This window comes from Rhizobium sp. R693 (assembly GCF_002211315.1).
In the GTDB taxonomy this organism is placed as follows: Bacteria; Pseudomonadota; Alphaproteobacteria; order Rhizobiales; family Rhizobiaceae; genus Rhizobium.
In genome coordinates this window covers 246,486-260,016 of record NZ_LOKY01000048.1, presented here as the reverse complement: position 1 = coordinate 260,016, position 13,531 = coordinate 246,486, and the positions used below count along the sequence as shown (strand labels likewise).

Below are 13,531 nucleotides of genomic sequence, written 5' to 3'. Positions count from 1 at the left end.
ACATGTCACGCCGTTTGGTCCGGCGCAGCCTCTGCTTTCTTGATGGGAACACCCTTGTAGGTGACTTCGACCTTCGGCTTTTTCGCAGGCGTTTCACCTCGTGATTCCGGCGTTGACAGCGCCATGAATTTCTCTCGCTTGAGACGCACCTGGATCATGTGCGGACAGCGCTGGTCGTCCTGATAAAGTTCCTGGCAGTGCATGCAGTAGATGCACTCGTTGACGTTGATCTGCCCCTCGGGATGGATCGCCTGGACCGGGCACTCCTTGGCGCATCGCTGGCAAGGAGAGCCGCATTCGGGCCACCGCTTCAGCCATTCGAACATCCTGATCCGCCCCGGGATCGCCAATGCGGCTCCCAAGGGGCACAGATATCTGCAGTAGAAGCGTTCGATGAAGAGACCCGCACCAAGCAAGGACAGGGCAAAGAGCACAAATGGCCACTGACGAGCGAACTTGAGAATGATCGCTGTCTTGAAGGGCTCAACCTCTGAAAATGTCTCCGCCAGCGCCATCGAGTAGAAGGAGAGGCCGAAGAGACCGAGGAAGATGATGTACTTCACCGGCCAGAGGCGCTCGTGGAGACCCCATGGGAGCTTTACCTGAGGGACCCCAAGCTTCTTGGCCAGGCCGTTGGTGAGTTCCTGCAGCGCGCCGAAAGGGCAAAGCCATCCGCAAAAAGGTCCCCTGCCCCAGAAGAGGAGCGCCGCCGCACCCGCAGCCCAAAGCAGGAAGATCAATGGCGCGGCCAGGAAGAACTGCCAATTGAAACCTGAAATGACGGCGTTGGCGAAGGTCAGCACGTTCACGACGGAGAGCTGCGCATTTGCATACCAGCCGAGCCAGACGAGCGTGAACACGAGAAACCCCGTGCGGACGTATCCGAAGAGCTTGGGCCGGCGCACCAGCCAATCCTGGAAGAAGAAGATCGCGGTTAAGGTGAGGATTGCAGCCACCGTGATCGCGATCTTGATGCGGCTGCCATCCCAGATCTTTACCCAAAGCTGAGGTTCGTCATTGCTTTCCGGCGTTTCGGAAGACGCCTCGACGGGCGCAGGAGAAGCCGCTGCGGGAAGAGCCTGGCTGACGCGATCGATCTTCATGTAGGTGTCGGGAAGCGTGTAGCCGAGGTTATAGGGCAACACCGCCTTCTGCGCGCCCATGCTGCGTTGGACAAGCAGCTGGAGTTCAAAGGGCTCCGTCACATCGAAGGTGAAATCCTTGGGCACGACGAAAAGCGCGATTTCTCTGAGTTTGGGTGCGCCGACCGCCGCGAGCGAAGGAATGCGGGTGTGGTCATGATCGTGGAACCTGACGCCCTGGCCGTCCTGCAGAAGCTCGATACGATCGAAAATGCCGCCTCTTACGTATCCGGAGCCCTTGAAGGAATAGGCGCCGTCGCCCGCGACAAGCACCGCGGACTGATCAGGTTTCAACTGCTTGCGCAAACGCTCATAGAGCGTGTCGCCGAGCAGGCTGCGTCCAATGATGGGCACACTTGCGGGCGCGACATAAAGATCAATGAAACGCTCCGTCTCTGGTGTCGCCTCCGGGTTGTTTGCGGCCGCATCCTGCTTGGCAGCACGAAACGCTTGCGAGACCTCCCCGACGGAAAGGCGCAGGCTCCGGATCGACCCGTCGCCCAAGAGCGTCTGCCAGTCCTCGATCCCCACCTTCGCCTCGTCGACATGCTTCACCTCGGCGATCTGAGGCGCTTGAACCGTGTTTTGGCTGTCAAGGCGATGCGAGCGGATAAGCTTGACGGCCGACCTGATCACGCTGTCGCCCATGACCAGCACGGTCACGGTCGCGCCACTGACGATGTCGACTTGTGGCGGACGATCGAGACCGGCAGCCACACGACTGAGGTCCTTTCCGATGATCGAATTCAATGCCGCGACAACGCGGGCCTGGGGAATGCCGATCAGAACGATCGGCTCCTTATGGTCGACGAGTTTGATGCCGCGGATAACCCCTTCGCGCGATATCCCAACCACGATGTGAATAGGTTTACCAGAGTAGCCGGTCGACACGGTGAAGTCGGAGTTCAGATAAGCATATCCGAGAACCTCGCCGGCTTTCATCACTGGTGCGATTGGCGGCTCGCCCTGCGGAGCGCCAAAGCTTTCGGCTCCCTGGAAAAGTTCGCCCGGTTGGACTTTTTGGAGATAGGTCGCAAGCTGGTCGGCAGCGCTACAGGCCGCCGCCGACAACAGGGTGACGGACACCACGACAAGCGCGCGCAGGCATGCTCGGAGCCAGGATCTCGAATTCGATGTCATATTTTGCGCGCGTCCACCCGTTTTGCGAAGTACGTGGGGCGACACTAGGCGTTGACCGCGATGCGCTCTTTGACGAGCGTCAAACTCAAAAATCTTCTTTCTGGTATTCCGGTTACAGCAACACAAAAGGAGCCGGGTAGCACGATGACGAGACTGACGAAGGAGCCAAGTGCCATCAATTCGTTGCCGGAATTGCTGGCAACGGCCAGAGACATGGAAATGGGGGCGGTTGCAGGATATGAAGCCTTACGCGAACATATGCGTCAGGCGGGCAAGCCCGAACTCGTTGCGGTCTTCGAAAGACTGGCCGCCGAGGAACGCGAACATCTCGCTTCCGTGGAAGAATGGTCGACGGAAGTCGGCGTGCTGAGGAACACCACCGCCAGCCAATCGGACGAACTGTTCGACGACGAGGGAATGAACCTGACCGATCCCGACCTCCTGTCCGCATACAGGGCCTTTTCGGTTGCAGTCAGGAACGAAGAGCGCGCCTTCCTCTTCTGGACTTATATATCCGCGCATGCGCCAACGTCAGAGATTGCCAAGGCGGCCGAGCGCATGGCGCGCGAGGAACTGGGGCACGTATCGACGCTCCGTCGCGAGCGGCGGGCGGCCTTCCATATGCGAAGGAAGTCATATGTCCTGCAGACCGTTGCAATCAGCGAGCTCGAGCGCCGGCTGGAAGTCCACCTGAAAGCGCTGGCGAAGAACCAACCCACCCATTCAAATCAGTTCCTGGCGTTCGCGCAGCAAGCGTTTGAACGAAGGGCAGTGACGCAAGATCAATCGGTGGAGATCGAGCGTTCGCCGACTGAGCCGGACCTTCAGGTAACAGCATTGGCCGAACTTTTGCTCGACCATCATCTTGGACAAGCTGAGCTTTCAAAGGATGACCGGACCCGCGATCTAGCACAGCAGCTGGCGGGACAGCTTGTGGAAACCCTGGCGGCTTTGCGAAGGAGGCCGGCCGGCTGGCGATCCTAGCCGGCTTTCATCGTCTGTCATCCTTCGCGTTCGTCTTCAACGCCCTTTTTGAACTGTTTAATTCCCTGTGCCAGATCTCCCATCAGCTCGGGGATTTTCCCTTTTCCGAACAGGAGCAATACGATTACGAGCACAATCAGCCAGTGCCACGCGCTAAACGAACCCATAAGAAAACTCCTGCCACCACGTGCTGAACCGATTACTTTCGGCGGCGGATCGAAAGTGTCGCGACAATAACAAGATCGCCTTTGACCTCATTGACATAACGCAAGCATGCCGCGGTTCGTCAAACGGCGACGCTGCGATTGCGAGGCTCGGTTTTTCAGTCGTGGCTGTCCTTCGCAGCAAACGTCGGATACCGAAAGCTATTCGAGGTCGTTCGAGCAACGCATGAGGCCTTGGCCTTCGGCGATCTGGACGTTCCCCGAGCTGTTGCGCTGGGGATGCTGCTCATGTTGGTGACGCTGTTTTGATCAAGGAGTGCGCCGGTATGGCAACCCGACGAATGAGGACGTGTTCCCGCAAATTTTCGATGACGCCATCTATGCCTGGAAGACGGACGAGTTCGAGGGTGAAAGTGTGTTTCAGGCACAGGATCCAGGTGGCATGCTGATTGAGCAGACCAGCGGGAATGTTAAGAACGACGCATCGGCAGTATCCGATCAGCCTGTCGAACCTGTCATCTCTACCCAATCCGAGGTGCAAGGCGCGGGTATCAGGATCGAACTATCTCGTATTGGTGGGCAGTAATGGCGTTGAGTACATCGCGCTCTGCGTGAGAAGGTTCGGCAGTCCAGGGGAATGAGTCCAAGGCATAAAATTAGTGAGATTCAAAAGCATAATAATAGTGTACCTCCAGCCCCTGGAAAACATCGGCGACCGATGTCATCGCCGTGATAGGCTCGATCCGCGGAACGAGTACGCTGCTGCAATACCTACTGGACGAGGGTCGAAGCCACGTCGGCGGTCTCGTTGCGTCATCTGGGGCGAACAAGGGACGCGGACATCGATCAGCGTTACGTGGCAGACGCCCTGAACTCGCTTTCGATCGAGGGCCATGAGGTTTCGGAAGAGCTGATCCGAAGGGTGCAGGATGGTCAGTGGCAGCCGGACGAGGACGCCCAGGACTATGAGGCCAGGAATGCGCTCGCAGCCAAGGGATACAGACTGGCCTTCGAAGAAGTGCGGGAGGACATTAGGAAGATCCTCGAAGGGGGCGCCAACTGGCGAATTGCTCGAGGAAAGGCACCAGGACTGGTTCCGGGCCATGTTCAGCCCTTCGGTGACCGCGGGCATCATCAAGGCGCACCAGCTGGCCGGTTACCGATCGCACAATGTCCACCTGCGGGGCTCGTCGCATGTCCCTTTGCCGCCACATGCAATCGCTGACGCCATGGACGCACTATTCCAATGCGTTTCGGACGAGCCCGACGCGCGCATTAAGGCGATCGTCGCCCCGTTTCTTTTCACGTACATCCATCCGTTACCCGATGGAAACGGACGCACTGCCCGCTTCATCATAAACGCGCTTCTGGCCGAGGCCGGAGTGCCGTGGACGGTCATTCCTGTTGCGCGCAGCGACGAGTACATGAATGCCCTGGAAGAAGCGAGCCAACACGAAAATATCATGCCTCTCAGCAATATGTCGGAGCCGGGGGCTGATACTTCACGCCAAGCTCATACCACAGCACGAACAATCGTTCGTTTTGCACCGATGTGCCGAGAGAGAGACCGGCGAACCGGCTTATCGAAGAACTGAAGCGCAATATGACTGCCTGCGATCACCGTCAGCACCACCAGAGGAACCTCGACGAGAGCGTTCTTTGTACCGGTCAACGCTTGAAGAATACCATTGACCCAGCAGAAAATGGGATAGTGCAAGGCATAGATCGGGTAAGACAGATCGCCCAGGTATTTGGTCAGGCTCGCCTGCACGGCGCTCATCTTCACGCCTGAGCCAGTCCAGACAAGGGCAGGCGCGAGCGCGAACTTCCAAACAAGCTTTAAAGGAAACGTTGCCTCGAACGGAATGTAAAACAGCAACACCATCAGCCCTGTCAGGCACCAGAAGAGCACACTGAAAATTTGGGGCTTTCTCAACAAGACCATCCGATCGAGGTGGAAAAGCAGCACGCCGATCGAAAACGACGAGCCCACATGTGCAAGGCCGAGCCAGAAGGTATCAGTCGTATCGCCACCGATGCCAAAGATGAACACGCATGTCGCGGAAACAATGAAAGTCGCTGCGGCGATCGAAATTTGCGGGCCGAACCGGACAGTCCACCAGACGGCGTTCGCCACGACCTCCAGAAACAACGAGAACTGCGGACCATTGAGCGGAAACAACTGTGGCCCACCGATATTGGACGGTGCCCAAAAGAAGGGGATGTTCAAGGCGCCGGTGAAGAGTGCAATGAGAAGTGTCGGATACACGATGTCGCTGGCCTGCCAGGAAGCCTTCAACAGGAGATAGGAAAAGCCGATCACGGTGGCCAGAACGATCAGCGGCATAAGCCTGACCGCACGCATCAAGAGAAACGCCCACAGGTTCATGGCGTCGGCTCTTTGGGAATAGGCCAACGCCAATACGAAGCCGCTCAGGGTGAAAAACATGTCGACGGACAGGTTTCCGTTGGCTGCAAGTCCGGGAACATCGAGCCATCGTTCAAGGTGAAAAAGCAACACCGAGATGGCAGCCACGCCCCTAATTCCGTCGAGCGCAGGATGATGCGTCGTAGACCTCTGATTGCTCACCATGGGCATGCCCCGCTCATTCGCGCCCCACTTTTGTCACTGACCGCCTCTGAAACGACAATCCTTACGCTCCAAAGCAATAGGCCAGATCCCTGGCGACCGACCGCCAGCGCAAACGCCCGTTCTGTGCGCTTCTGTAGGCCCCCGCCAAAATGAGACGCACGAGCTCGGCAAATGCCAAATGGCGGTCAAGCTCATAGATGTTTGCGCGGGCCTCGACCTGGCTCAGGGCAGAAGCGTAGACGCCAAGTGCAACTTCGCGCCGAAAACCGGGAAACTGAGCCTCCGTCATACGCGGCAATTTCGCGATGCAACCGAGCATCCCACGAGTGGCTTCGATGTAGCCAAGGTTCTTTCGCCGGATATCGGCAGCTTGTGTTGACCCGCGTCCACTTTTGCCAAACAGGTTTGACGCGTGCTGCCGGTAGCAAACAAGGGGTTCGGCGATCTCCACTGTCTTGCCAAGCGTCTGCGCCAGGAAGAACCCCCAGCGGTCGTGGGCAATCAGATGTTTTGGCTCGATGTAATCAACAAATCGCTCGCTAAATGGCAGTGTGTTCATAACGTCGCGTCTCACCATCATGGAAAATCCCAAGAAGGTATGCCAGACGTCGTAAAACAGCGCCGGCCTGACGCTGGTTCTTTCTATTCCCTGATTGAAGCTGCCAATTGCCGTTCCTGAACTGTCTATCAACCTGGCCTGATGGACGATCTGGGTTACGCCTTCCGCTGTAAAGAAGCCCTGGCAAACCTCCAGCTTGTCGCGCCGCCAGATGTCGTCCTGGTCACAAAACGCGATCCAGTCTCCGCTGGCCTTCGACGCCGCGTTGAGGAAATTTTCGCGAAAGCCGAGGCTCGGCTTGTTTTTTAATCGTCTAACGGGGAACGGCGCCCTCTTCTCAAACGACACAATCAACCCATCGGTATGGTCCGTTGAATTGTCGTCACTAACAATGACTTCGAATGGCTTGACCGTTTGCGAAAGCAGACTTTGCAGCTGCTGATCCAGAAAGCGCTCGCCGTTGAACGTCGCCAAGACGATTGAAATTCTCTGGTTCACAACCGACCTCTTAAACTCAATAGCCAGATCGTCTGGCAGGCTTTCGGCGGGCCCGGTTTTCGGGCGTTGAGACAACATCAATGATTGAGGCAAAGTCTTGCGTGGGCTATTTGCGATGACTTGATGTGAGCGCATCTGCGCGCGACGGTGAGTGCTCGGTCTCTGCGTTTTCTGGGCCTGGCGCATTCTTTGACAGGGCTGTCAGATAGACCTGCATGGTTTCTCGCGCGACCCGGTCGATCGTCAGATACTCGAGCCTGACCTGGCTGCGCGCCTTCCACGCATCGATCTGATCGGGCTTTTCCAGAAGGTCGGCTAGCGTGCCCGCCAATGACTGAGGATCGCCAGGGGGTACAAGCATGCCAGCCTCGCCCTGTTCGAGCAGTTGCGGGATACCATCGACCATTGTCCCTATGACGGCGCAGCCTGCCTCGCGTGCCTCAGACAGCACCAGCGGTGCCGGGTCAGCGTGCGATGGCAAAACGAAGATATCTGCGCCGAGCATATAGGGATATGGATCTGCCGTCGGGCCGACGAAAGTGATGGCCGACTTGCAGGCAAGTTGAAAGGCCATATCCACATAAGCTTGCTTGAACGGACCGTCGCCGACGATATAGAGGCGCGCGTCGGGATTGGAGCGATGGACGATTTCGAACGCCTGCAAGAGGTCCGGCAATCCCTTTCTTGGATGCAGCCCGCCGACAAACAGGATACTGGGCGAGCAAAGGGCGGCAGGTTCTTCACTTCGCCCGTCCGCCCGAGCAGAGCCAATCGTGCCGTTTAAGACAACGCAAAGCCGCGAGGATGGGACACCTCGCTTGCGCATCGAGGCACCGACAACGTCGCTGACCGCGATCACCCGCGTTCCAAGGCCCATCAGGGTGGCGCTTTTTTCAAACTCGTTGTGGACCGTCGTGATCAGGGGAATGCCACTAAGCCTGCAAACCGGGAAGGCAAGGACGGCGCTCGTCATCATGTGGGCATGAACGACCTCGGCGCCGAAATCACGGACATGACCGCGCAAGAAAACGAGTGCCTTGGCGAGGTTTGCAAAGCTGCGCTTGTGATCGATGAGGACAGTTTTTACGCCTTTCTTCTGCAAGAGACTGTCGAAGTCCCCTCCTCCGCTTGCGACACAGACATCGTGGCCATGCGCTGATTGAGCGCAGGCAAGGTCAACGGCGGCATGAACGTGTCCATTAAGGCGTTGCGTATGATTGAGGACATGCAGGATACGCATCGTAGACCTTTCGTCTTTACACTTTGCACCGCGGTAGACATCCGCCCGCGCTGTCGTTGCCCCGGACGCGACTAGTTTCTTCCCAATGCCGCTTCCACCTCGATTGTCGAGACGCGCGCAGTCGGCTGGTAATTGAAGCCGCCTTGACGGCCCATCGATTCAATGCCGAAGGCCCTCAGCGCGTCGATTGCCTGCGCAGCATGCTGGGCAGCGCCCTTGCTATAGATCGGGTAGGCGCTTTCCAGCACCTGGCTGCCTTCGAGTGTGAGCTCGCCGGTAAACAGACCATTGGCCTGCGTGTGGCGACGAAAGTCCTCCTTTGCCTGATCGACCGACCTGACATCACCACCGGCAATCACTTCGACCGCGAAATACTCCCGCCCGTTCACGCGACCGTAAAAATCAGAGTAGACCGTCAGTCGCTTCCAGGCGCCGTAATGGGAGAAATTATAAATGATCGACTGCGAAAAGCCGCGCTCTCCGGCAAAGCTGAAGTAGAGGGAAATCAGCGTAATCGTGTCCAGCGCTGATTGCGATGCCATGCCACAAAGGCGCTCGGCTGCCGGAATCGGAATGGTCGAAATCACTCGCCTGGTAAATACAACGCCACCATCAAACGTAATCTCGAAGCCGCTGTCTATCTTCCGGATATTCTGCGTCCCGGCCGACAGCCGGAACGAAACGCCAGCCTTTGTCAGGCGTTCGACAGCAACGTCGTAGAGACTGGCAAAGCCATCCTTGGGTCGTGCCAGCTGACAGTTGACCGGGCCGGCTGCGGTGCGCGACCTCAGAAGCTTCCTGAGGAGGGTTCCGATGGAAGCATGCTCGGAGATCCACCCCATTCTTTTGCGGGCAAGATCGAGATCGATCTGTTCGGGGGCGATCCCATAGAAGCGCTTCATGTAGGTCTCGAGGCCGGACCTTTTCAATAGATAGTCCCCGATCCAATAGCGCGCAAAGTCCCGGGCATTGGCCATCCTTTTGCAAAACAGCCTCGCATAAAGAACAGAAAGGGCAATGCGCGTCAGACCGACAGGCCCTGCCGCCATTATGTCGTCACGCACCGAGATGGGATAGTCCGTGATCTTCCCCTGAGGGTTGAGACGTCCCCAGGTCGGAGCGATCGGCAGGTAATGGCCCAATAGCTCCGGGAAATGCCGCAGAAGCGGCGAGTCATCCTGAAATATCAGACTGCCGACGTCGAACGTGTAGCCATCGTGTGACGTCCAGTCCATGTGATTGCCACCGACGTGGCCGTAGTCGTCAATGACAAGTGTCCGCTCCCCTTTTTCTGCCAGTACAGAAGCAGCAACAAGTCCTGAAATACCCGCGCCAAGAACAACGGCGTCGAAATGCGGCAACTTCGATACGGGCACGACCTGTGGGCTTGCGTCATGCATACTATGCTCCGCTGGGGCTCTTGGTGCTGCGGCGCAACATTAATCTCTATTACTGCGATTGTCGACAACCTAAAGCAACAAATATGTAAAACAATTTGCCAGATAAGATCATCACGAAAAAGAGACTTATTGCCACAAGCAATACGGACACTTTCGACTTGATAATGAACATTTGATGTTATTACATGCTCCCCGCACTCTCTTGCGGTGCAGCATATCGCGCAGGGGCCTGCTCGGCTCTCGAAGGAAAGATGCGTTGGATCGACGGCGAAGGGGTATTCAGTGCTGCGGCAAAACCTCGATCTTCTACAGGGCCCACTGGATAGTGTCGGGCTGATTTCGTGCGATGTTTTCGACACGCTATTGCTGCGACAATCACGATCGCAACGATCGCGCGTCATGGAAGGCGAGCGGCGCTTTGCGCGCCTTCTCAAGGAGCAGGGATTGGACGTTGGTGCCGAGGAATTGTTTGAGGCCCGCCTGCTTGCGCAGCGGCTTGCCTATCGTGCGCTCAACGTTGGCGGTGGTCCAGGCGAGGTGAGGCTTTCGGATCTCGTCGAGCGGCAGTTGGCAATGCTCGGCCTGCCGAAAGCGCTGACTGGCAAGCGGATCGACATCGAGATCGCGCTCGAGAAAGCTTCACTTTTTGCAAATGGCGCGCTCGCCATGGTACTTCGCCAGCAGCGTCAGACAGGCATTCGCGTCATCGCGGTCTCCGATACAGCGCTTTCAAGCGACCGGCTGAGCGAGCTTTTGAATTACTTTCATGGCCCAGGACTGATCGATAAGATCTATTCCAGCGCCGAACTTGGGGCTACCAAACGCTCTGGACGCCTGTTTTCAGCCGTACTTGAGGCAGAAAAGGTCTCCGCATCACGCATGCTGCATATCGGTGACGACGAGCTTGCCGATCACACGGTTCCCCACAAGATGGGCATTCAGACGATCCACATCCCCAAGGGTCGCCTTCGACACTATAGGACGCGGGCCGACGCAGCGCGCACCGAGGCTATCAGAGCAATCCGACGCCAGTTGCGTCCAAACGGCGAGCATATTCCTGCCCTGACCGACCGGACATCCTTCGGACGCGCCGTCTTCGGACCAATCGTTGCACAATTTTGCCTGAATATCTGGCTCTACGCCCGGCAGGCTGAAGCGCAGGGCGGAACACTGGTGTTTTGCGCGCGCGGCGGCATCGGTATTCGCGAGGCATTCGAGCGTTTGCTCGACCGTCTTGGGCTGCCGCTTGAGATTTCGCGGGACAACATCCTGATTTCCAGACTGGTTGCTGCCCGTATGGCATTGGAGGCACGCAGTCCCGCAGTTCTCGACGAGCTCGGCCGCGAATTTGAGGTAAACAGCTTTGCCGAAGTGGCCGCCTTCCTGGGCGGCAGGACATATGCGCTCACTCAAGCCTGGAACAAACGCTTTGTCGCCACACGCTTCTTTGAGCTGCTTGGCAGCGATGCAGGCCAGAACGTGCTTGCTGATATTATGCAGCAGAACGCGCTCTTCAGGCGGCATCTGGAGGCAATTGCCGGAAATGACGGGCGCGTCATTTTATGCGACACCGGACTTTACGGAAGCACCCAGAGACTTCTGGCCGCGGGAATGCCTGAACGGCATTTCGAGACGATCCAGTTTGCCCGCTGCAACTACAAGGGATTGAGCGAGGACCACTTTCCGGGACTAACCGGCCTGGTCGTCGAGGACAATCTCTATAATCCGTTCAAGGTCGAAACCGTCATCCTGCGCTACTGGCACGTCATCGAGAGCCTCTTTGAGCCGACTATTCCTTCCGTGCGGCTACTTACGCTGCGACAGGACGGCTGTGTCGAAGGCAATTGTGGTGAAATCCGCTACGGCAAGGTCGACACGACCGCCGGCAACCCACTCCTGGCAGGTGTTCTCGACTATATTGACGGTGTTGCCGACGGCACGCAGGTGATGCGTGATGCAGCGGTTGCCTGGTCACGCCTGAAGCAGGCGATTACCAATCCGACTGCCTCAGATATGATTGCGCTCGGCGTAGGGTTCCGGTCAGTCGATTTTGGACGGTCCGAAAGCGTCAACGTCTTGAACCGGCCCGATCAGGCAGGCCTGGCCCTAAGATTGAAATCGATAAAATCGCAGCTGTGGCGGGAAGCTGCGATCGCCAGAAATTTTCCGCGTCTGAAGTCCGCACTTCTTCCTGCATTGGAGCTGGCACACATCGTGCGCGGCGTCACCGCGAGCCTGCAGCGATGAATGCGCGTGACACAACGTTCTTCGCACGAGCGCAGAGAGTTTGGAGAGCGCCGACAGTGCAACAGTTCGGTTGCGACGCTGCCGACGTCTCCTTGGCAAGTTGGAGCATGTAATGCTGGCGTTTAAGGCGATCCAGGGAGCCGGTTGGCTTGTCTTTTCCCGCTTCGTCGGGCGCTTTATCGACTTTTTCACGTTGCTTGTTCTGGCCAGGATTCTCTCGCCGTCCGACTTCGGCCTGGCCGCACTTGCAACCTCGCTTGTCCTTGTGGTCGACACGGTGCTTGAGGTCCCCGTGACGCAGGCCCTCGTGCGATTGCCTGCCGTTGACAAGAGCCACCTCGACACCGGCTTTACGCTCGGCATCATCCGAAGCAGTTTCATTGCCGTCATCGTGCTTTTGGCCGCCTATCCCTTCTCACGCTTTAATCATGAGGCGCAGCTGCTGCCATTGGTCGCGGTATTGGCCATCGGCCCGGTCGCCAGAGGTTTTGTGAGCCCAGCAATGGTAAAATTTGCCCGGGAGCTCGGCTTCCGGCAGACCTTCATACTGGAGCTATCCGCGAAGCTGTGTGCCAGCTTCGCGGCAACCGTCGTCGTCCTGTCAGGAGGCGGCTACTGGGCAATCGCGGTGAACTCGGTCATAGCGTCGATCGCATCCAGCCTCGCCTCCTATGTTCTTGCTCCCTATCGTCCGGGACTGTCGCTTTCGCGGCTGCCAGACTTTGCGAGCTTCATCGGCTGGTTCAGCTCAGCCCAGCTTGTCTCGGCGCTCAACTGGCAGTTCGACCGCTTCCTCGTTGGTACGCTTGCCGACAGCCCGACGCTTGGGCGCTATGCGGTCGCCAACGATGTCGCGGTCATCCCCACGCAAAGCATCATCGGGCCGGCTCTGCAGCCGGTCATGGCCGCGTTTTCGCAAATCAGGTCCGACCGGGCGCGCGTAAGACATGCATTTTTAAAGGCGGCGCGCTTTGCGATGGTGATATCGGTACCGGCTTGTATCGGCATTTCGCTGACGTCGGACCTTGCCACCGACCTTCTGCTCGGACAGAAATGGAAGGAGGCCGCTCCACTTCTCAGCGTGCTTGCGCTTTCGGTTGCTCCGATCCCTTATTTCCAGACACTTTATTCTGTCAGCCTTGCGCTTGACCGACCCAATATTGTCTTCCGCCTGAACGCAACTGATCTACTCTTGCGTCTGGTCCTGCTTTCTGCGGGCTTTTATTTGGGGTCAGTGATGGGGGTCAGTTTTGCCCGCGTTGCCCTGTCGTTCCTGATGTTTGCCTTTTACCTCAACGAGGTTCGAAAGCTTCTTGGTCTCGGGTTTGGCGAACAACTCCATAACCTCTGGAAGGTTGGATTTGCCGCGAGCGTCATGGCGATATCGGTCTGGTTCCTGCGCAAGGGCCTGGCCGGTCACCAGCTGAACGATGTTCTCGAACTTGCACTTGTCGCAGCCACCGGAGCTATAGCATACGGCGTCACGCTGCTGATGCTCGGCATCCGGTTGATTGCGGGGCGAGGACGACTGGAGCTCGTCGATCGCGCCTGAGCGGTGATGGTC

Annotated in this window: 12 protein-coding genes; 6 read left to right on the top strand and 6 right to left on the bottom strand. The window is 57.6% G+C overall.

What is annotated here, in order from left to right; translation table 11 throughout:
* Positions 1–5: 5 nt before the first annotated feature.
* On the bottom strand, positions 6–2,282 hold the full coding sequence (locus tag ATY79_RS28900; protein ID WP_088705649.1) for a NosR/NirI family protein: 2,277 nt from the start codon (positions 2,280–2,282) through the stop codon (positions 6–8).
* A gap of 144 nt (positions 2,283–2,426) precedes the next feature.
* Here ATY79_RS28900 and ATY79_RS28895 point away from each other — a divergent pair, with 144 nt between their 5' ends.
* Positions 2,427–3,266 (top strand): ferritin family protein, encoded by an 840-nt coding sequence (locus tag ATY79_RS28895; protein WP_189638093.1) that lies wholly within the window; start codon positions 2,427–2,429, stop codon positions 3,264–3,266.
* A gap of 17 nt (positions 3,267–3,283) precedes the next feature.
* Here ATY79_RS28895 and ATY79_RS28890 read toward each other — a convergent pair whose 3' ends face one another.
* Positions 3,284–3,433, bottom strand: coding sequence for a twin-arginine translocase TatA/TatE family subunit (locus tag ATY79_RS28890; protein WP_088693654.1), 150 nt, complete (start codon positions 3,431–3,433; stop codon positions 3,284–3,286).
* Positions 3,434–3,746: 313 nt separating this feature from the next.
* Between ATY79_RS28890 and ATY79_RS28885 the strand changes: the two genes are divergently transcribed.
* The 3 genes from ATY79_RS28885 (at position 3,747) to ATY79_RS31795 (ending at position 5,025) form a co-directional block, all read left to right on the top strand.
* A complete protein-coding gene (locus tag ATY79_RS28885) occupies positions 3,747–4,016 on the top strand; it encodes a hypothetical protein (RefSeq protein WP_088705647.1) in 270 nt (89 codons plus the stop codon).
* A gap of 270 nt (positions 4,017–4,286) precedes the next feature.
* Complete coding sequence (locus tag ATY79_RS31800) at positions 4,287–4,655, top strand: hypothetical protein (RefSeq protein WP_245312474.1); 369 nt, start codon at positions 4,287–4,289, stop codon at positions 4,653–4,655.
* On the top strand, positions 4,549–5,025 hold the full coding sequence (locus tag ATY79_RS31795; RefSeq protein ID WP_245312473.1) for a Fic family protein: 477 nt from the start codon (positions 4,549–4,551) through the stop codon (positions 5,023–5,025). The genes ATY79_RS31800 and ATY79_RS31795 overlap by 107 nt, the downstream gene beginning before the upstream one ends.
* Here ATY79_RS31795 and ATY79_RS28875 read toward each other — a convergent pair.
* The 4 genes from ATY79_RS28875 to ATY79_RS28860 all read right to left on the bottom strand — a co-directional run bounded on the left by ATY79_RS28875 (position 4,944) and on the right by ATY79_RS28860 (position 9,720).
* Complete coding sequence (locus ATY79_RS28875) at positions 4,944–6,023, bottom strand: acyltransferase (RefSeq protein ID WP_088705699.1); 1,080 nt, start codon at positions 6,021–6,023, stop codon at positions 4,944–4,946. The genes ATY79_RS31795 and ATY79_RS28875 overlap by 82 nt on opposite strands.
* Before the next feature lie 61 nt (positions 6,024–6,084).
* On the bottom strand, positions 6,085–7,080 hold the full coding sequence (locus ATY79_RS28870) for a glycosyltransferase (protein ID WP_189638091.1): 996 nt from the start codon (positions 7,078–7,080) through the stop codon (positions 6,085–6,087).
* 106 nt (positions 7,081–7,186) lie between these two features.
* A complete protein-coding gene (locus tag ATY79_RS28865) occupies positions 7,187–8,320 on the bottom strand; it encodes a glycosyltransferase family 4 protein (protein ID WP_088705645.1) in 1,134 nt (377 codons plus the stop codon).
* 71 nt (positions 8,321–8,391) lie between these two features.
* Positions 8,392–9,720, bottom strand: coding sequence for an NAD(P)-binding protein (locus tag ATY79_RS28860; RefSeq protein WP_088705644.1), 1,329 nt, complete (start codon positions 9,718–9,720; stop codon positions 8,392–8,394).
* A gap of 282 nt (positions 9,721–10,002) precedes the next feature.
* On the opposite strand from ATY79_RS28860, the gene ATY79_RS28855 reads away from it, so the two are divergent.
* On the top strand, positions 10,003–11,967 hold the full coding sequence (locus ATY79_RS28855) for a hydrolase (RefSeq protein WP_088705643.1): 1,965 nt from the start codon (positions 10,003–10,005) through the stop codon (positions 11,965–11,967).
* A 112-nt stretch (positions 11,968–12,079) separates the two neighbouring features.
* Positions 12,080–13,519 carry a lipopolysaccharide biosynthesis protein gene (locus ATY79_RS28850; RefSeq protein ID WP_088705642.1) on the top strand — a complete coding sequence of 480 codons (1,440 nt, stop codon included), beginning with the start codon at positions 12,080–12,082 and terminating at the stop codon, positions 13,517–13,519.
* The last annotated feature ends 12 nt before the right edge of the window (positions 13,520–13,531 follow it).

What these genes read in the sequence shown, in the direction of transcription:
- ATY79_RS28900 (WP_088705649.1), bottom strand. Translation starts at nt 2,282, where the DNA reads ATGACATCGAATTCGAGATCCTGGCTCCGAGCATGCCTGCGCGCGCTT.
- ATY79_RS28895 (WP_189638093.1), top strand. Translation starts at nt 2,427, where the DNA reads ATGACGAGACTGACGAAGGAGCCAAGTGCCATCAATTCGTTGCCGGAA.
- ATY79_RS28890 (WP_088693654.1), bottom strand. Translation starts at nt 3,433, where the DNA reads ATGGGTTCGTTTAGCGCGTGGCACTGGCTGATTGTGCTCGTAATCGTA.
- ATY79_RS28875 (WP_088705699.1), bottom strand. Translation starts at nt 6,023, where the DNA reads ATGGTGAGCAATCAGAGGTCTACGACGCATCATCCTGCGCTCGACGGA.
- ATY79_RS28865 (WP_088705645.1), bottom strand. Translation starts at nt 8,320, where the DNA reads ATGCGTATCCTGCATGTCCTCAATCATACGCAACGCCTTAATGGACAC.
- ATY79_RS28860 (WP_088705644.1), bottom strand. Translation starts at nt 9,720, where the DNA reads ATGCATGACGCAAGCCCACAGGTCGTGCCCGTATCGAAGTTGCCGCAT.
- ATY79_RS28850 (WP_088705642.1), top strand. Translation starts at nt 12,080, where the DNA reads ATGCTGGCGTTTAAGGCGATCCAGGGAGCCGGTTGGCTTGTCTTTTCC.